The organism is Pseudomonas sp. GM49 (assembly GCF_000282355.1).
Taxonomy (GTDB): domain Bacteria; phylum Pseudomonadota; class Gammaproteobacteria; order Pseudomonadales; family Pseudomonadaceae; genus Aquipseudomonas.
This window is the reverse complement of record NZ_AKJL01000276.1, coordinates 25371-42221: the sequence shown is the minus strand read 5'-3', so window position 1 is coordinate 42221 and position 16851 is coordinate 25371. Positions and strand designations below refer to the sequence as shown.

The following is a 16851-nucleotide window of genomic DNA, read 5'->3' as shown; positions in this document are numbered from 1 at the left end:
TGAACCACTTCGGAAAATGCTGCCAAGGTGTTCTATATCAGCCCGTGTTTGAGCTCAACGCCGGTGTCGCATTTCTAGATTAATCGGGCGTAATTCTTGTCATTATTCTGTAATAAAGTCGCAATGAGCCAAGTCGCCACCCATTTCAGTTGACCTGCGAGTGACCGCTTCTGGCTGTTCTCTGCCGGTCATGTCCACGAATCGTGCTTGTCAAATCCGATGCAAATGACTGGTCAGGTCGAATGCAAATGGGTGGGCAAGTCCGTGCAATTACCCAATCGGAAAAGGGAAGGCATGGTCGGCAGGGAGGGTCGGATTGAGGGGCACACATTAGTGACGCATGGTCGGTCGCGAGCCTGGCGATGAAGTGACTTTCTTTCGCAGATTAGTTGCCGACTCGATCACCGAAGCCCCCCTCCCATTGTTTATCGGCGGCAAAAGCCTGAGAGGCATTGGCAATTCACCTTATGGTGGGGAGGCCCGCCGAGCGGAGTCAGCTCCAAGGGCAAATCTGCGTTGATTGGCCCACCAAGGGTAACTACTTGAGACTCCCGGCCAGGAACTGCTGCAACCGCTCGCTTTGAGGCTGTTCCAGCAGCGTGCCTGGCGCTCCCGACTCCTCCACCCTCCCCTGATGCAGAAACATGACGTGGTTCGACACCTGCCTGGCAAACGCCATTTCGTGGGTGACGACCACCATCGTCCTGCCCTCTTCGGCCAGTTGCTGCATAACCTTGAGCACCTCGCCCACCAGCTCAGGGTCAAGGGCTGAGGTCGGTTCGTCGAACAGCATCACCTCAGGTTCCATAGCCAGCGCACGTGCAATGGCCACCCGCTGTTGCTGGCCGCCGGACAAATGCACCGGGTACCGGGCCTCGACTTTTTGTGGCAGCCCCACCTTGGCAAGGTAATGACGCGCCCGCTCCAGTGCCTGCGTCCGACTGATACCAAGCACGCTCATCGGGCACTCGATGATGTTTTCCAGCACGGTCATATGGCTCCATAAATTGAAGTGCTGAAACACCATCGACAACCGGCTGCGCAGGCTCCGTAACTGCCCGGGGTTAACCACACACAACTCGCCCCTTGAGTTTTTGCGGGTGAGCAACTCTTCGTCATTGACGACAATGCGCCCGGCCGACGGTTGTTCAAGATGGTTGATACAACGCAAGAAGGTACTTTTCCCGGACCCGGAGGAGCCGATGATGCTGATCACATCACCCGCCCGGGCCTTGAGCGAAACCCCTTTCAACACTTCATGGTTGCCGTAGTTTTTATGGACATCTTCAACGATCAATTTATACATTCGAGCAAGTCCGATAGGGGTCAGTGCGTGCGCGGTTTGAGGTAGGCCAGCCAATGCAGTTCGCCGCGTCGAAACAGCCAGATCAGGAAAAAAGCACTGGCGGCGTACAACACCCCGGCAATGCCAAAGGCGGTAAAGGATGCATAGGTCGCCGAATTGACATCCCGGGCGATCTTCAGCAAGTCGGGCACCGTGGCGGTAAAGGCCACCGAAGTGGAATGCAGCATCAGAATCACTTCATTGCTGAAAAACGGCAGCGCGCGGCGCAACGCCGACGGCAGAATAATCCGCCGATAGAGCGTGAACCGGCTCATTCCGTAGGCACTGGCGGCCTCGACTTCACCGTGGGCGGTCGCCCTGATGGCGCCGGCAAAAATCTCGGTCATGTAGGCACAGGTATTGAGCCCGAAAGCCAGCACCGTACAATTGAAGCCGTCACGGAAAAACGCGTTGAGAAAATCCTGGGACCGCACCACATGCAAGCTGTACACCCCGGTGTAGAAGAACAGCAGCTGGATGTACAACGGGGTGCCACGAAACACGTAGGTGTAGCACCACACCGGCAGGCGCAACAGCGGGTTGCGGCTGACGCGGGCAATCGACAACGGCACCGCGAGCACAAAACCCGTCACCACCGAAAGTATGAGCAGCCACAAAGTCACCGCCAACCCGGAAAAGTACGGCCCGTCACTCCACAGGTAGGCCTGCCAGTAGTCCTGAAGAATGTTCATAACGCCGCCTTCCTGACACCGACCGAGTAGCGGCGCTCAAGCCACAGCAACACGCCATTGGAGACCGTGGTAATGGCGAGGTAAATCAGGCCGCCGACCAGGGTGAAGTAAAAGAACTGCATCGAGCCCTTGCCCGCATCCTGCGTGGCCTTGACCACATCGGTCAGGCCGATGATCGACACCAGGGCCGTCGACTTGATCAGCACCTGCCAGTTATTTCCAATGCCCGGCAAGGCGTGGCGCAGCATTTGCGGAAAGAGGACCTTGCGAAAGGTTTCCCCGCGGGTCATGCCGTAAGCCCTCGCCGCTTCGATCTGACCGACCGGGACCGCCTGAAAAGCACCGCGAAACGTCTCGGTAAAGTAGGCACCGTAAATGAAGGCCAACGTCACGACACCGGCCAGAAACGGGTCTATGTCAATCTGAGTGATCCCCAGCCAATCGGTCATCCGGTTGAGCAACATCTGCAGGCTGAAGAACAGCAGCAACATGATCACCAGGTCCGGCATGCTGCGGATCACGGTCGTATACCCCGCAGCCAGTGCGCGCAACAATCGATTGGACGACAACTTGGAACTGGCGCCCATCAGCCCGGCCAGTACGGCGATCAGCAATGAACAAAGCGCCAGTTTGATGGTAGCCAGGGTGCCCAGCAGAATCTGCGGGCCAAAACCTTCCAGTAGCATCTCACTCTCCTTGTTCTTGTTAGGGTGAGGTGAAGGGGGGCAATAGAGCGCTCTATCGAGCGCCCTGTTCAAGGTAACGACGACGCGTTACTTGGCGCCGTTATCGGGCACCGTAAACATCAAAATCGAAGTATTTGTCGTTGATCCGCGTGTAAGTACCGTTGACGAGAATGGTTGCCAGGGCTTTGTTCAAGTCTTCGCGTAACGCGACATCTTCCTTGCGCAAACCAAGGCCATCGCCGACGCCGAAGAAGCCCGGGTCATCCAGAGTGGCACCGGCAAATTCATAGTCCTGACCCGCCGCTGTTTTCAGGAAGCCGTAACTGGCTTGAATGGCACCCTGCAACGAGGCGTCAAGTCGCCCCACTACCAGGTCGGCGTACACCTGATCCTGATTCTGATAGGAAAGAACGTCCACGCCTTTGGAACCCCAGACCGCTTTGGCATAGGACTCCTGGGTCGAGCCCTGCTCCACACCAATGCGCTTGCCCTTGAGCGATTCGAGGGTCGGCTGTATTCCCGATCCACGTTTGGCCACTAACCGTGCCGGTGCATTGGACACCTTGTCGGTAAACGCAATCTGCTCCAGGCGTTTGGGGGTGATGGTCATCGAAGACGCCACCGCATCGAACTTGCGCGCCAGCAGTGCCGGGATCATCCCGTCCCAACTGCTTTCTACCCAGACGCAGCGGGCTTTCAGTTCGGCGCACAACGCCTCGGCGATGTCGACCCCGAAGCCGGTCAGCGTGCCATCCTGGTTCTTGTATTCCAGCGGTGGATACGTCGGGTCCACCCCCAGCTTCAACACTTTGCCAGACCAGTCGGCCGCACCCGCCAGGCTCGAGGCCGTCAGGAACACCAGGGAAACGGCTGCAATCATCTTGTTCATTTTTATTCCTCTCCAGACCGTAGATTTTTTACAGGCACAACGGGTGAAAATGCGCCGTCTCAACTCAGAAAACGTTCGACCAGCTTGACCCAATAGCTCGCGCCCACCGGCAGGCAGCCGTCATTAAAGTCGTAGCCGGAGTTGTGCAGCAGGCACCCGCCTTCTCTCTCGCCGTTGCCGATCACCAGATAGCTGCCAGGGCATTTTTCCAGGACAAAAGCAAAGTCCTCGCTGGCCGTGAACGGCCGCAAGTCATCGATCAGGTGTTCCTCTCCCAGCCAGTCGCGGGCGACTGCATGGGCAAATGCCGTCTGTTCGGGATCGTTGATCAACACCGGATGGCAATGCTGGTAATCGATGTGGACCCGGGAGCCAAAGCTCTCGGCCTGGCCCTTGACCAATTCAGTGATTCTGACCTCCAGCAAGTGGCGAATCTCGGGGGTCAGGGCGCGTACGCTCAGGCTCAGGTCGGCGCTGGACGGGATGACATTCGAGGCGCTCCCGGCATGCAGGGAGCCCACCGTGATAATCGCCATCTCCTGCGGGTTAACGTTGCGCGAGACGATGCTTTGCAGGGCCATCACGATCGAGGCACCGACCACCACCGGGTCGACGGTTTTGTGCGGCACCGCGCCATGGCCACCGTTGCCGATGATCTTGATGTTCACCGTGTCGGCAGACGCCATGAACGGTCCGCTATAAAAACCCAAATGCCCGACGGGATAACCCGGCACGTTATGCATGGCGAAGATCGCGTCACACGGAAACCGTTCGAGCAGCCCGTCCTCCAGCATTTTCCTGGCACCGCCCAGCCCTTCTTCCGCCGGTTGGAAAATCAGGTGCACGGTGCCGTTGAATGCCCGTGTCCGGGCCAGATACTGACCGGCGGCCAGCAGGACTGCTGTATGACCGTCATGACCGCAGGCATGCATGATACCGTCGATCCGGCTGGCATAAGGCAAACCGGAGGTTTCCTGTATCGGCAACGCATCCATGTCAGCGCGCAAGCCAATGGACCGACCCTCGCCATTTTTCAGGGTGGCAACGACCCCGGTCTTGCCCACCCCAGTACTGACCTCAAAGCCCCACTGAGTCAAACACGCTGCAACCAGCTCACTGGTGGCGAATTCTTCAAAACCCAGTTCAGGGTGCGCGTGAATGCGGTGACGTATCGCGATCATTTCATCTTGCATCGCGGCAATACCAGGCAGGACCAAGCCGGCATTCATGGGTGTTCTCCTTCGACAGGGGCTGTGCAGCAGCGAAAGCGCTGTTGGGGTCGATCTTAGGGAACCGGCGCTGGGCTGGGGAGCCGCAGTTTGGTTATGATGACAACCATGAGTTGTCATCAAGGTGAGCAGATGAAACTGCATCAATTACAGGCGCTGATTGCCAGCGCCGAAACCGGCAGTATCCGCGCGGCCGCTCGTTCGCTGGAGATTTCCCAGGCCGCTGTGACCAAAGCGCTGCGCGAGCTGGAAACCAGCCAGCAGCTACCGCTATTTACCCGAACCGCCAGCGGTCTTAACTTCACCGAATACGGCAAAGTGCTGCTGACTCACGCCCGGCTGGTGATCAAGCAACTGGAACACGCACAGACTGAGCTTGATCACATGCGTGGGAAGGCTCAAGGCCGGCTCTGCGTCGGGATCACCCCATGGGTCGCCCTGACCTTCCTGCCCGAAGTCGTGTTGGCTTTTCGCGAACGTATGCCACAAATCAAGCTGGAGCTGTTCGAAAGCCTGATGGCCGTTGCCCAACCGCTGCTGCGCGATGGCAGCATGGACTTCGCGATTGGCCAACTCCATCCCACACAATCGACCCAGGAATTCGCCTGCGAAACCTTGCTCGATTACCAGACCTCGGTGCTGGTCCGCGAGGGTCACGCCCGACAGCATGCGCGATCGATCCACGAGTTGCTGGAAGAAAACTGGACCCTGAACTACGCGCCGGACGGTCACGATGGGCTGATGCAGGAACTGTTCTGGAAACATGGCGCGCAGATTGATGAAAATCGAATCGTGCGTGCTCATTCACTGGCCATTTTGCAGATGATGGTCGAGCGGGCCGACATGTGCACCTGGGGACCGTCCATCGTGAGCACAGCCCCGCCATTTCTGGGGCGCGTGGTATCCCTGGGGCTGACCGAGCAGTTCGAGCCCCGACAGCTGAGTATCGTGACTCGCCGCAATGGCGCACTGAGCAATCCGGCGATCTGCTTCACCGAATGCCTGTTGCAGGTCATTCGGCGCCATGCCCGCTCGGCCAAAAAGGAAGACCGCGCGCTGTTTGAAACCTTACGGCTGCTGCTGTGAGGTGACCCCGCAGTTTGCTGATCGTCGGCATTCTCCGGTTACGCACTTTCGAGCTTATCGCGAAAAAACTCGATGAGCAGGCTCAACACAGGCGCCGTTGCACCACATGGATTCAGCTCGATCAAGACCAATGGCCTTAACCTGAATACATACTTCACCGATGGCAGCTCCCGCCCCGACATGTCAACCATCAGTTTGCGAATGGAAAAGCGAGATAGTCATTTTCTATGATCGGTCCGCGAAAGATATTACGTAGCGTGGCGACTGCCACCGATCGCTGGGACACCTCCGCGCCCTTGATGCGCGGCTCGATGATGTGCAGGTAAGCCAGTTCATACTCATTGAGCCGCGCGGCGAAATAGCCAAAAGTCGCCTCAGGGTTACTGTCCGAAATATTCCCCCACTGCCCGCTTGGCGAGACCCGGACACCAACCCTGCCTGGGCCCCACACCGAGATCATCGCTTCCAGTATTTCGAGAGAAAACCGGGCGCGATTTTCCAGGCTCCCTCCATAGGCATCGGTGCGTTTGTTGGTTCCATCCTGAAGGAAGGTGTCAACGAGATAACCATTGGCATTGTGCAACTCCACACCATCAAACCCTGCTTCCTTTGCCCGCACGGCGGCTATACGGAAGGACTCCACCAATACCGGAATCTCCCAAAGTTCGATCGCCCGATGAGGTGAGTTCGGCATCCAGCCATCCTGGGTCAACACCTGGGTTTCAAATGGCACCACAGAGGGCGCAATGGGCGCTCTACCTCCGCTCAGGCCGACATGGGAATGACGACCACAGTGAGCGATTTGCATGACAATCTGGCTGCCTTTGGCGTGAACCGCATCAGTGATTTTACGCCAGGCATCAACGTGTGCCTGGGTGTAAATGCCCGGGGCGCCAAGGTAGCCACGACTGTCATGGGAGGGGTGGGCGCTTTCGGTAATCTGCAAGCCGCCTTTTGAAGCACGCTGGCGATAGTACTCAATCATCATTGCACTGGGGCTTTCATCCGTATCGGCGCGTAATCGCGTCGTAGGGGCATGGACAACTCGATGAGTAAGGTCGATCGCACCAAGGCGAAGGGCTTCGAAGAGTTCACGCGCAGTAGTCATGACAACAATCTCCATCGCCTGGCACCAATGCGCCAAGCGGTTCAAATAGGGCCAACACCTGCAACCTGGCCGAAGCCGCGGAACACCGATTGCACTCATCGCAGTCATCGCCCAGCCTCGCGCCGTCTTGCTTGCTACTTCAGGCGGCGCGCCACGCACCGTCCCAAAAGAACCATGGAAAGCTGATGCGTAAATTCCTGCTTGTTGTCAGGCCGACGCGCCCGCGCGCTTTGAAACCTGGTCGTACCAGCGCTTCAGGGCGACGTGTTCCTCCGGTACGGGGAAGTCGATCGCTTTAGCCGCAAAATCCACGGTGACCAAGGCCGTGATATCGGCCACGGAGAAGCGATCACCCGCCACGAACGGAACCCCAGCCAAACGGGCATCAAGGTCGACGAAGAAGTTCTTCACCCGCAGTTTGCTGCGCTCGGCCAATTCCGGGATCTGCTCGTAGTCATAGGGGCCTGCAATCGCGCGCCCCTTGAGGCCCGGTGCGGCATTGCGGATGGCCTCCATGACGGCCGCGAAACCTTCCAGTTCGGCGCGCCGCTCCCACATCGTGATTAAAGCCTTTTCCTTTGCGGTCTCGCCGAGCAATGGCGTTTGCGGATAGGCCTCTTCAAGGTATCGGATGATGGCAGGCACCTCCCCGATGGCGGTGCCGTCTTCCAGCACCAGGGTCGGAACGACTCGGCGCGGATTGATTGCACGGTAGTCCTCGGAATGCTGTTCACCTTGGCCCAGATCGACCGGGACGAGCGGAATCGACAAGCCCTTCTCGGCGAGAAAAATGCGCACGCGCCGCGAGTTGGGCGAGCCCGCGGATTGATAGAGTTTGAGTGTATTGGCGGTCATGGCTTGATGTCCTTTGTGAGAATTCAGAGGTAGAGCAATGTGATGGCGGGCACGGGTCATGAAGCGGTTTTGCCGCCGTTGACTCGAATGATTTGGCCGGTAATGAAGGTCGCCTTACCGGATGCGACAAACACAATGGCATCGGCAATCTCTTCCGGGGCTCCGGCACGCTTGAGTGGAACACTCATCAGGAAAGCGGCTTTGCGCTCGGCCGTACCGGTTAGCCGGTCGAGCATCGCTGTCTGAACCGGTCCAGGGGCAATTGCATTGACCCGCACACCGGAAGCCGCGCCCTCAAGAGCAGCCGACTTGGTCAGACCTTCCACGGCATGCTTGCTGGCGGTATAGAGGGATAAATTCGCCCCGCCACGTTCGCCCATCGTTGACGAAATGTTGATGATGCTGCCGGTACCCTGAGCCAACATCACCCTCATCTCGTGTTTCACGCAGAGGACCGTGCCGAGCACATTGGTATCAAACGTTGCCGCATAGTTCTCGGGCGTCACCTCTGTTACGGCAATGGACCGCCCCTCTGTGCCGGCGGCGTTAACCGCAATATCCAGCCGGCCGAAGCGTTCGACCGTTGCTTCGATCAGATTGCGAACCTCATCTTCATGACGCACGTCGGACAACAGAAATTCCGCTTCGGCGCCCAGCGCACGGAGTTCGGCCGCCAGTTTCTGACCTTCTTCTTCACGACGTCCGGAAACGACAACTTTGGCACCTTCATTAGCGAAGGCGACCGCGGTGGCTCGACCTATGCCGGTCAGTGCGCCTGTGATGAGAACAACAGATTGAGTAGACATTTGCTTTGTCCTGGTTAAGTACGCGTAGCTCGAGGAACCATCGTTCAGAGCTTTGTGCCGCCATCGACGTGCAGGGTGTCGCCGGTGATCCAACGGGCGTCATCGGAGGCGAGGAAGACAATGGCCGCTGCGATGTCATCGGGCTGTGCCATACGCTTAAGCGCCTGGATGTTCAGCGTGAAGTCCCGCCCCGCATCGGTTTTGGCGAAACCGGACATCTCGGTTAGAACCACGCCCGGTGCTACGGCATTGACGCGGATGCCCCGCCCGCCAAGTTCCGATGCGAAGTACTTGACCAGGGTATCGATGGCGCCCTTGGTGGCTGCATAGGCGGACAGCGTCCCAACGCCGGTGTGCGCTGCTGCACGCGATGACAGGAAAACGACGCTGCTGCCCTTGCACAGAGCGGGTAGCAACTGCTGCACCAGGAAATACGGGGCGCGCACGTTCACCGCAAACAGATCGTCGAAGTCCTTGACGGTGGTCTTTTCGATCGTGTCGGCCTTCGAAATGCCCGCATTGGCGACGAGGATGTCCAATCGACCACCGATGATGGCGCGCACGCGCTCGGCCAGCAAATGCGGCCCGTCCGCGGTGCCCATATCGGCGGCGACCCTCTCTGCCTTCCCGCCCGCTTTGCGAATTTCGGCGACCACTGCTGTCGCCTCCTTCTCTGCGCGACCGTAGTGGACGAGCACTTGTGCTCCGGCTTGTGCCAGCGCAAGTGCGCTGGCACGGCCAATGCCGCGGGAGGCACCGGTGACGAGTGCCGTCTTGCCGTAGAGGTTGGTCATGATAAGCATCCCTTGGTCTTGATCCAGAATCCCGGTGCCAGATTCAGGCGTGCCTGGTCTATTCAGAAAGGAACAGGGACGCGTGGCCGACAAAGCGCTCGGGGTATTGATACTGCGAACCGTGGCTGGCATCCGGGTAGAGGATCAGTTGCGCGTTCGGCAGATGCCGCTGCAGGATCGAAGAGTTCACCGAATAGATGATCACGTCGTTGTCACCATTGACGACCAGCGTTGGCTGCTTGATCGCCTTCAGGTAATCGAAGGGGTTCTCGCGTGGTGCGCCCCACTTGGTCAACGCCCCGATCTGCGCAGGTCCGACCTTGTCGCTAACGCCTGGATCGCGATCCACTGTGCGTTGTCGAAAGCGTTTGAGATAAGCATGGCCCGCCGCTTGGCTGGCTTGGGACGGGGTGAAGAACACCCTGAGCCACAAGTGATCTGGCTCGTCGTAGGTCGCTCCGAAGATCTCCTGCGCTTCGGGCGTCAGCGAGGCCATACCCTCACCGCTGCGCGGTCCGGTCCCCACCAGGATCAACCGCCGTACGAGCGCCGGTTCGGCTAGCGCCAGTTCCTGCGCGACCAGGCCGCCGAGCGAAAAGCCAAGTACGTCCACCTGTGTGAGGCCGAGCGCCCTGATGAAGACCGCGGCGTTGGCCGCCATTTCCTCAATTGAGTTCGGCACCTCCCCCGAACTGCTGGAGATACCGGCGTTGTTAAACAGAATGACTTCACGGTCGTGCGCCAATCCGTCCGTCACCGCAGGATCCCAGTGATCCATCGTGCCGGTGAAATGCATATTGAGGACGAGTGGAACCCCACCCGATTTGCCGAAGCGTCGGTATGCGAACCGAATACCCGCTGCGTCCACGAACTGCGTCGGCGCGCTCTGATGATTGTACTGAGTCATTGAGATTCCCTCTGGTGATGCCCCCCCCTTAACCGGGTGCGGAGCAAATCTGCGCACCCGGGCAGGATCAGTTAGCGGTATGACCGCCGTCGACGTTGAGGACATGGCCGGTGATGAATGAAGCTTCGTCCGATGCGATGAAGACGATCGCATTGGCAAGGTCCTCCGAGAGGCCGAGTCGGCCCAGCGGAACCTGCGCCACCAAGGCCGCTTTGTTCTCCTGCGTACCGGTGAAGCGGGTGAGCATGCCGGTGTCCGTGGGGCCCGGCGAGACCGCATTCACGCGAATGCCCGACGCGGCGAGTTCGAGCGCCACCGACTTGGTGATGCCTTCGACAGCGTGCTTGGCGCCCACATAGATCGAGGCATAGGCCGCGCCCTTGTGCCCGTAGGTCGAGGAAATATTGATGATGCTGCCGCTCCCCTGGGCCTGCATGACACGCACCTCGTGCTTCATGCTCAGGACCACGCCGAGAACGTTCGTATCGAAGGTCGCGGCAACGCTTTGCGCGGTCTGTTCCGTGATCGGGCCGACCATACCTTCAGTGGCAGCGTTGTTCACGGCGACGTCGAGACGCCCAAACCGCGCAACGGTCTTGTCGACCATATTGCGGACGTCATCTTCGTTGCGGACGTCGGCGTTGATGAATTCGGCCTCCGAGCCGAAAGAGCGCAACTCCTCAACGAGTGCGTTGCCGGCTTCGTCGCGTCGACCGGTAACGACCACCTGCGCACCTTTCCTGGCGAAGGCGACGGCAGTGGCTCGGCCGATGCCGGTGAGGGCTCCGGTGATCAGAATAACGGGCTTGTTCATTTTTAAGCTCCTGCAAGGTATGACTTGCGGCGTATAGATCGCCGAATGGCTTCGGCGCTGGGAGTAATCCCCCGACGCCGCCATAGGCAACAAACTAGGAGCTTATGGTGGAGTTGAAAAAGACTTTGTAAGCTGTGGGCATACCTGACAGGCATGAGAGCACCATGGAACTGCGACATCTTCGATATTTCATTGCCGTCGCCGAGACGGGTAGCCTGACGGAAGCAGCCGAGAAACGACTGCACACCTCGCAGCCTTCGTTAAGCCGGCAGATCCGGGATCTGGAAAATCATGTCGGGGTCGAGTTGCTGTCGCGCAGCGTTCATGGCGTCGAGCTGACCGCTGCGGGCAAAGCCTTTCTCGACCACGCCCGCCTGGCGCTGATGCAGGTCGATGCTGCGGTCGAAACGGCACGCAGGGCGGCGCAGCCGACAAGGAAGACATTCTCCATCGGCTTCCAGACCGGGCACGAGATGAACTGGTTGCCGCGAGCGATGCACGTGCTGCGCGACGAAATGAAGAACATCCAGGTCATGGTCTCCAGCGACTATTCACCAGATCTCGCCGAAGCGCTCGTCCGCGGCCGGCTGGACCTGGCCTTCCTGCGCGTAGAACCGGATTACGACCTCGAGTACCACGTGGTGGACCGGGAGCCACTCATCGTCCTGATGCCGAGCGACCATCGCCTCACTGCGCGCGAAGCAGTGCGCCCGCAAGATTTAGTGGGCGAGATTTTCATCGGTGGCTCGAACAAGGCCAAGGTGCTGCGTGCAGTCACCGAAGACTATCTGCGTCGCTCAGGGCTCGACATCAAATTGGATCACGGGGTGGACAATTTGGCGATGGCCATGTCCTTGGTCGCCTCCACCCGCGGACTGGCGTTGATGCCCGCCTATGCCAAGAATTTGCTGCCGTGGTCTGTCGTCAGCCGTCCGCTAGAAGGCGAGGCACCGGTGATCGATTTAGCGGTGGGCTACAGCAAGTCGAACACCTCACCGATTCTCAAGCTGTTTCTGTCGCGGCTCGGCGAACTGATGGCACCGAAGTGAAACCTGTAGAGAATAAAGGGAAGACATATTGGATTCGTTCTGGCCGCCCGCTCGCATTCGTCTTCATATCTGGTTTTGTCAGGCCTTGTGAGCGGACCGGTATGACACGAGACTTTTTCGAACGCCTTTAAGTAGTCCGAAAACGCACAGCAGTGTAACGCGTTAACGGGCAGCTATCGGCTGCGGATTCAACCGGTGGCCCGCACCACAGGAAAATTCGGACCGCTTGCGCTGATCGGAATCCTTATTAGAAATGAGCGAAACGATCATTTGAATGATTGAATTGCGCAATTTCAGTTGTTGGCCTAAGATCGATTTGACTGAATCAATCATCAGATGATCGATTCAGTCAGTTTCGAGGTGAAACACGTCTTGCCAAACAATTATAAAAGGAGACCCTCGTGGCCCAGATTCCTATCAAGCGCACCATTGAACGCATCCCCGGCGGCATGATGATCGTGCCTCTGCTGATCGGCTCACTCGTGGCGACATTCCTGCCTGACACGCCCAAATTTTTCGGATCATTCACCAATGCGCTGTTCACCGGCGCACTGCCCATTCTGGCGGTGTTCTACGTGTGCATGGGCGCGAGCATCAATATCAAGGCCACGCCTTACCTGCTCAAAAAGGGTGGCACGCTGCTCATCACCAAAGTCGGCATCGCCGTGCTCATCGGCATCGTGCTTGGCCACTTCCTGGGTGAGCAGCCGGTATCCTCCGGGCTTTTCGCCGGTATCTCCACGCTGGCGGTGGTCGCCGCAATGAACGATACCAACGGCGGCTTGTACATGGCGCTGATGGGGCAGTACGGCCGCTCCGAAGACGTCGGTGCCTATTCGGTGATGTCGCTGGAGTCCGGGCCTTTTCTGACCATGGTTACCCTCGGCATTGCCGGCTTGTCAGCCTTCCCCTGGCCGACGCTGGTGGGCAGCATCCTGCCGCTGGCCCTGGGCATGCTGCTGGGCAACCTCGACCGCGACATGCGCGACTTCCTGGCCAAGGCCGTGCCGGTGATGATCCCGTTCTTCGCCCTCGCACTGGGTGCCAGCCTCGATCTGCATAACGTCTGGCAGGCTGGTTTGCTGGGTCTTGGCATGGGTGTCGCGGTGGTCGTGCTGACCGGCATTCCGCTGTTCTTCGCCGATCGTTTGACCGGTGGCACCGGTGTTGCCGGCGTGGCGGCAGCCACCACCGCGGGCAATGCCGCCGCCGTTCCGGCGTTGATCGCAGCGGCGAACCCGGTGTACGCCGAAGCGGCCAAGAGCGCGACAATTCTGGTGGCTGCCTGCGTTGTGGTCACCGCGATCCTCGCACCGTTGCTCACTGCAGCGGTGGCCAAACGCGTGCAACAGCGCAACCCCGTCGACATCCCCGAGTCGGCCCCCCAACCGCAAAAGCAGGAAGCCCTGCGATGAGCATTCTGATCATCGCAGACGATCTGTCCGGCGCGGCGGATTGTGCCATCGGCTTTGCCAGCATGGGGATGCAAACGGTCGTCACGCTCGAGCCTTTGCATGACAAGGCTGACGCCCAGGTGATTGCCGCCGATACAGACACTCGGCGCCTGTCCCCGACGCAAGCCGCCGAACACACGGTCGCTGCGTACAAGGCGCTGCATCGTCCTGGTCAGCGGCTGTACAAGAAAATCGATTCGACCTTGCGCGGCAACTGGGCGGCGGAAGTTGCCGCCCTGCAACCGCTGGCGGGCCTGGCCATCGTCGCCCCGGCGTTTCCTGCGACCGGGCGCACGTTGCGAGGTGGACGGGTGTTCGTCAACGGCCAGCCACTGGAAACCACCGATACCTGGAAGCTCGAAAACGCCGATCGTCCGGCGGATGTCGAGGCGATGCTGGTGGCCGCAGGCCTGAGCAGCGCCAAGCTTGATCTCGACACCTTGCGCGGTAATGAAGAAGCACTCGTGCGTCACATCGCTGAAGTGGCGAGCAAGGGTACCCAGGCGCTGATCGTCGATGCGCAAACCGAAGACGACCTGCTGACGATCGCTCGCCTGACCGCGTCGATGGAACAGCCGCTGTTCTGGATCGGCTCGGGTGGGCTGGCGCGGGAAATCGCCAGTCTTGCGGATTTTTCCGAAGCACGCTTCACGGCTATCGAACCCACTGCGCTGGAAAAAAGTCAGGGACCGATTCTGATCATGGTCGGCAGCCTGTCAGGTGTCTGCGAACGGCAATGCGCACAGCTCAAGGAGCGTGGCGGGGTCAGCGAACTGGTTGTCCCGCCTGAAGTCCTTCGCCAAGGCACGACACACGTCGATTGGGCGCTGTGGCAAGCGCGCATCGGCGAGCAGTTGGACGGCTGGAGCGACCTGTTGCTGCGCATTGGTCGCGATGAGGCGTTCGATCCCCAGGAGGGCGCTCAACTCTCAACCCGGTTGGCCGTGCTGGTAGAACCGCACTTCGCCAAGGTCGGCGGCCTGATTGCCACCGGTGGCGAGACGGCGCGGGCCATATTGACCACCGTCGGCATCGACAGCCTGCAATTGCTCACTGAAATCGAAGCCGGCGTGGCTTTCGCGCGCCCCACCGTTTCCCGGCAAGGGCATCGTCCCGGCATTGTTACCAAGGCAGGTGCATTCGGCACCGACCACGCCTTGTATGCGGCATGGCAGCACTTGAGCGAACGCGCCGATCGCTCCCCGCCCCAACGTACACGAATCCAAGGACTCCAATGAACACTATGAGCAACTACCTCCCCATCATCGGCATCACCATGGGCGACGCCTCGGGTGTCGGCCCGGAAATCATCGTCAAGAGCCTGACCCACCACATCGTCTACCAACAATGCCGGCCATTGGTGATCGGCGATGCGCGGCGCCTGGAGCAGGCCAACGTGATCGTCGGCGGCAGCGCCAAAGTGCGCCGTATCGAAGACGCCTCCCAGGCTTTGTACGAGGCCGGTACCATCGATTGCATCGACCTCGACCTGATCCCCGATGACCTGCCGTTCGGCGAGCTGTCACCCATTGCCGGTGACGCCGCTTATCAATACATCGCCCGCGCCGTGGAACTGGCCGAGGCCAAACAGATCGATGCGATCTGCACCGCGCCGCTGAACAAGGAAGCGCTGCATGCCGGCGGTCACAAGTACCCCGGCCACACCGAAATGCTCGCGCACCTGACCCACGTCGACGAAGTGTCGATGATGCTGGTGGCACCGCAACTGCGGGTGATTCACGTCACGACCCACATCGGCATCATCGATGCGATCCGCAAGATCGAACCGGGCCTGGTCCAGCGCACTATCGAACGCGGCAACGCCACACTGATCAAGGCGGGCATCGCCCGTCCGCGGATTGGCGTGTGCGGGATCAACCCGCATGCCGGTGAAAACGGCCTGTTCGGTTATGGCGAAGAGGAAGAAAAAATCATCCCGGCGGTGAAGCTGCTGCAGGAACGCGGCCTTGACGTGACCGGCCCGCTGCCGGCCGACACCCTGTTCTTCCGCGCCGGGCGTGGCGACTTCGATCTGGTGGTGGCGATGTATCACGACCAGGGCCACGGTCCCGTCAAAGTACTGGGGCTCGAAGCCGGAGTGAACGTGACCGTCGGCCTTGAAGTGATCCGCACCTCGGTCGATCACGGCACCGCCTTCGACATCGCCGGCAAGGGCATCGCCGATGAGCGCAGCCTGCTCGAAGCACTGCGCCAGGGCGCGGAGCTGGCCACGCGACGGGGATGAGGTGCAGCGGTGTTGTCGTGTAAGATCGACCACCGTCCAACCAACGAGACCCGCCATGAAAGTGTCCGAACGCCACCGCGCCATCCTCGATCTCGTACGCATCGGCGATGCCAACGTCGAGCAATTGAGCGCGGCCCTCGGCGTTTCGGAAGCGACCGTGCGGCGCGACCTGACCATGCTCGCCAAGCAGCGGCACCTGGTCCGCACCTACGGCGGCGCCACCGCCGTGGTGGGCGTCCATGAACCGGAAGCCTCGCTGGAAGAGCGCAAAACCAGCCAGTGGGAACAGAAAGACGCCATCGCCTTTGCAGCGGCTGCCCACGTCCAGGACGGCGACACTGTGCTGCTCGACGGCGGCACCACTTGCGCCGCATTGGCTCATCATCTGTGCTCGCGCCAGGACGTGCACGTGGTGACCAACAACCTGCTCGCCGTAATGACCCTGGCCAACGCGCCGGGCGTGCGCCTGACCTTGATCGGCGGCGATTTGCGCGGCTCGAGCATGAGTACCTTGGGGCCATTGGCCGAGCTGACATTGAGTCGCTTGAGCGTGGACAAAGCCTTCCTCGGCGCAGACGGCGTCGTCGCGGAATTCGGCTTGTGCGAGGCGAGTGCACAGCAGGCTTATCTCAAGGAATGCATCATCAAGCGGGCTGCGCAGATCGTCGTTCTCGCCGACACCGACAAACTGGGGCGGGCGCGGCAGCAGCATTGGACGCCTATCGAACGCGAATGGCGATTGATTACTTGTGCTACTGCCGATGAAGCTGCGCTCGCACCGTTTCACGCGATTGCGCAAATCACTGTGGAAACCGTGGACCTCGCCTGATTGCCTGCCTTTTGTGGGGAACGAGGCATTGCGCCAGGAAACCCCGACGTTTTTCAGCAGCCC

The 16851-nt window shown here is 59.7% G+C and carries 17 protein-coding genes; 6 read left to right on the top strand and 11 right to left on the bottom strand.

From position 1 onward, the window contains the following. Positions 1–538 precede the first annotated feature (538 nt). The 5 genes from PMI29_RS05245 to PMI29_RS05265 form a co-directional block, all read right to left on the bottom strand. On the bottom strand, positions 539–1306 hold the full coding sequence (locus PMI29_RS05245) for an ABC transporter ATP-binding protein (RefSeq protein WP_008002484.1): 768 nt from the start codon (positions 1304–1306) through the stop codon (positions 539–541). A gap of 20 nt (positions 1307–1326) precedes the next feature. Beyond that, positions 1327–2037, bottom strand: coding sequence for an ABC transporter permease (locus tag PMI29_RS05250; RefSeq protein WP_008002482.1), 711 nt, complete (start codon positions 2035–2037; stop codon positions 1327–1329). Then, entirely contained in the window at positions 2034–2723 is a 690-nt protein-coding gene (locus tag PMI29_RS05255; protein WP_008002481.1) for an ABC transporter permease, read from the bottom strand. The genes PMI29_RS05250 and PMI29_RS05255 overlap by 4 nt, the downstream gene beginning before the upstream one ends. A 100-nt stretch (positions 2724–2823) precedes the next feature. Beyond that, entirely contained in the window at positions 2824–3612 is a 789-nt protein-coding gene (locus tag PMI29_RS05260) for an ABC transporter substrate-binding protein (protein WP_008002478.1), read from the bottom strand. Positions 3613–3671: 59 nt separating this feature from the next. Beyond that, positions 3672–4841, bottom strand: coding sequence for a M20 aminoacylase family protein (locus PMI29_RS05265; protein ID WP_008002477.1), 1170 nt, complete (start codon positions 4839–4841; stop codon positions 3672–3674). 96 nt (positions 4842–4937) lie between these two features. On the opposite strand from PMI29_RS05265, the gene PMI29_RS05270 reads away from it, so the two are divergent. Then, a complete protein-coding gene (locus PMI29_RS05270; protein WP_162130687.1) occupies positions 4938–5927 on the top strand; it encodes a LysR substrate-binding domain-containing protein in 990 nt (329 codons plus the stop codon). A gap of 190 nt (positions 5928–6117) precedes the next feature. Here PMI29_RS05270 and PMI29_RS05275 read toward each other — a convergent pair whose 3' ends face one another. The 6 genes from PMI29_RS05275 to PMI29_RS05300 all read right to left on the bottom strand — a co-directional run bounded on the left by PMI29_RS05275 (position 6118) and on the right by PMI29_RS05300 (position 11211). Beyond that, positions 6118–7035, bottom strand: a complete 918-nt coding sequence (locus PMI29_RS05275) for an alkene reductase (protein WP_008002470.1) — start codon at positions 7033–7035, stop codon at positions 6118–6120. 207 nt (positions 7036–7242) lie between these two features. Further along, complete coding sequence (locus PMI29_RS05280) at positions 7243–7890, bottom strand: glutathione S-transferase family protein (RefSeq protein WP_008002468.1); 648 nt, start codon at positions 7888–7890, stop codon at positions 7243–7245. Positions 7891–7946: 56 nt separating this feature from the next. Beyond that, positions 7947–8696, bottom strand: coding sequence for an SDR family NAD(P)-dependent oxidoreductase (locus PMI29_RS05285; protein WP_008002465.1), 750 nt, complete (start codon positions 8694–8696; stop codon positions 7947–7949). 44 nt (positions 8697–8740) lie between these two features. After that, entirely contained in the window at positions 8741–9490 is a 750-nt protein-coding gene (locus PMI29_RS05290) for an SDR family NAD(P)-dependent oxidoreductase (RefSeq protein ID WP_008002463.1), read from the bottom strand. A gap of 58 nt (positions 9491–9548) precedes the next feature. After that, complete coding sequence (locus PMI29_RS05295) at positions 9549–10397, bottom strand: alpha/beta fold hydrolase (protein WP_008002460.1); 849 nt, start codon at positions 10395–10397, stop codon at positions 9549–9551. A gap of 67 nt (positions 10398–10464) precedes the next feature. Further along, positions 10465–11211: an SDR family NAD(P)-dependent oxidoreductase gene (locus PMI29_RS05300; protein WP_008002458.1), complete on the bottom strand. Its 747-nt coding sequence runs from the start codon at positions 11209–11211 to the stop codon at positions 10465–10467. Positions 11212–11375: 164 nt separating this feature from the next. Between PMI29_RS05300 and PMI29_RS05305 the strand changes: the two genes are divergently transcribed. From PMI29_RS05305 to PMI29_RS05325, 5 genes are all read left to right on the top strand, one after another. Then, positions 11376–12260: a LysR family transcriptional regulator gene (locus tag PMI29_RS05305; RefSeq protein ID WP_008002456.1), complete on the top strand. Its 885-nt coding sequence runs from the start codon at positions 11376–11378 to the stop codon at positions 12258–12260. A gap of 401 nt (positions 12261–12661) precedes the next feature. After that, positions 12662–13675: a 2-keto-3-deoxygluconate permease gene (locus tag PMI29_RS05310; RefSeq protein ID WP_008002454.1), complete on the top strand. Its 1014-nt coding sequence runs from the start codon at positions 12662–12664 to the stop codon at positions 13673–13675. After that, positions 13672–14952: a four-carbon acid sugar kinase family protein gene (locus PMI29_RS05315; protein ID WP_008002452.1), complete on the top strand. Its 1281-nt coding sequence runs from the start codon at positions 13672–13674 to the stop codon at positions 14950–14952. Before PMI29_RS05310 ends, PMI29_RS05315 begins: the two co-directional genes overlap by 4 nt. A gap of 5 nt (positions 14953–14957) precedes the next feature. Further along, positions 14958–15959 (top strand): 4-hydroxythreonine-4-phosphate dehydrogenase PdxA, encoded by a 1002-nt coding sequence (pdxA, locus tag PMI29_RS05320; RefSeq protein ID WP_033052658.1) that lies wholly within the window; start codon positions 14958–14960, stop codon positions 15957–15959. Positions 15960–16014: 55 nt separating this feature from the next. Then, positions 16015–16788, top strand: coding sequence for a DeoR/GlpR family DNA-binding transcription regulator (locus PMI29_RS05325; protein ID WP_008002448.1), 774 nt, complete (start codon positions 16015–16017; stop codon positions 16786–16788). Positions 16789–16851: the final 63 nt, after the last annotated feature.

What these genes read in the sequence shown, in the direction of transcription:
- PMI29_RS05245 (WP_008002484.1), bottom strand. Translation starts at nt 1,306, where the DNA reads ATGTATAAATTGATCGTTGAAGATGTCCATAAAAACTACGGCAACCAT.
- PMI29_RS05250 (WP_008002482.1), bottom strand. Translation starts at nt 2,037, where the DNA reads ATGAACATTCTTCAGGACTACTGGCAGGCCTACCTGTGGAGTGACGGG.
- PMI29_RS05255 (WP_008002481.1), bottom strand. Translation starts at nt 2,723, where the DNA reads ATGCTACTGGAAGGTTTTGGCCCGCAGATTCTGCTGGGCACCCTGGCT.
- PMI29_RS05260 (WP_008002478.1), bottom strand. Translation starts at nt 3,612, where the DNA reads ATGAACAAGATGATTGCAGCCGTTTCCCTGGTGTTCCTGACGGCCTCG.
- PMI29_RS05265 (WP_008002477.1), bottom strand. Translation starts at nt 4,841, where the DNA reads ATGAATGCCGGCTTGGTCCTGCCTGGTATTGCCGCGATGCAAGATGAA.
- PMI29_RS05270 (WP_162130687.1), top strand. Translation starts at nt 4,938, where the DNA reads ATGATGACAACCATGAGTTGTCATCAAGGTGAGCAGATGAAACTGCAT.
- PMI29_RS05275 (WP_008002470.1), bottom strand. Translation starts at nt 7,035, where the DNA reads ATGACTACTGCGCGTGAACTCTTCGAAGCCCTTCGCCTTGGTGCGATC.
- PMI29_RS05280 (WP_008002468.1), bottom strand. Translation starts at nt 7,890, where the DNA reads ATGACCGCCAATACACTCAAACTCTATCAATCCGCGGGCTCGCCCAAC.
- PMI29_RS05285 (WP_008002465.1), bottom strand. Translation starts at nt 8,696, where the DNA reads ATGTCTACTCAATCTGTTGTTCTCATCACAGGCGCACTGACCGGCATA.
- PMI29_RS05290 (WP_008002463.1), bottom strand. Translation starts at nt 9,490, where the DNA reads ATGACCAACCTCTACGGCAAGACGGCACTCGTCACCGGTGCCTCCCGC.
- PMI29_RS05295 (WP_008002460.1), bottom strand. Translation starts at nt 10,397, where the DNA reads ATGACTCAGTACAATCATCAGAGCGCGCCGACGCAGTTCGTGGACGCA.
- PMI29_RS05300 (WP_008002458.1), bottom strand. Translation starts at nt 11,211, where the DNA reads ATGAACAAGCCCGTTATTCTGATCACCGGAGCCCTCACCGGCATCGGC.
- PMI29_RS05305 (WP_008002456.1), top strand. Translation starts at nt 11,376, where the DNA reads ATGGAACTGCGACATCTTCGATATTTCATTGCCGTCGCCGAGACGGGT.
- PMI29_RS05315 (WP_008002452.1), top strand. Translation starts at nt 13,672, where the DNA reads ATGAGCATTCTGATCATCGCAGACGATCTGTCCGGCGCGGCGGATTGT.
- pdxA (WP_033052658.1), top strand. Translation starts at nt 14,958, where the DNA reads ATGAGCAACTACCTCCCCATCATCGGCATCACCATGGGCGACGCCTCG.
- PMI29_RS05325 (WP_008002448.1), top strand. Translation starts at nt 16,015, where the DNA reads ATGAAAGTGTCCGAACGCCACCGCGCCATCCTCGATCTCGTACGCATC.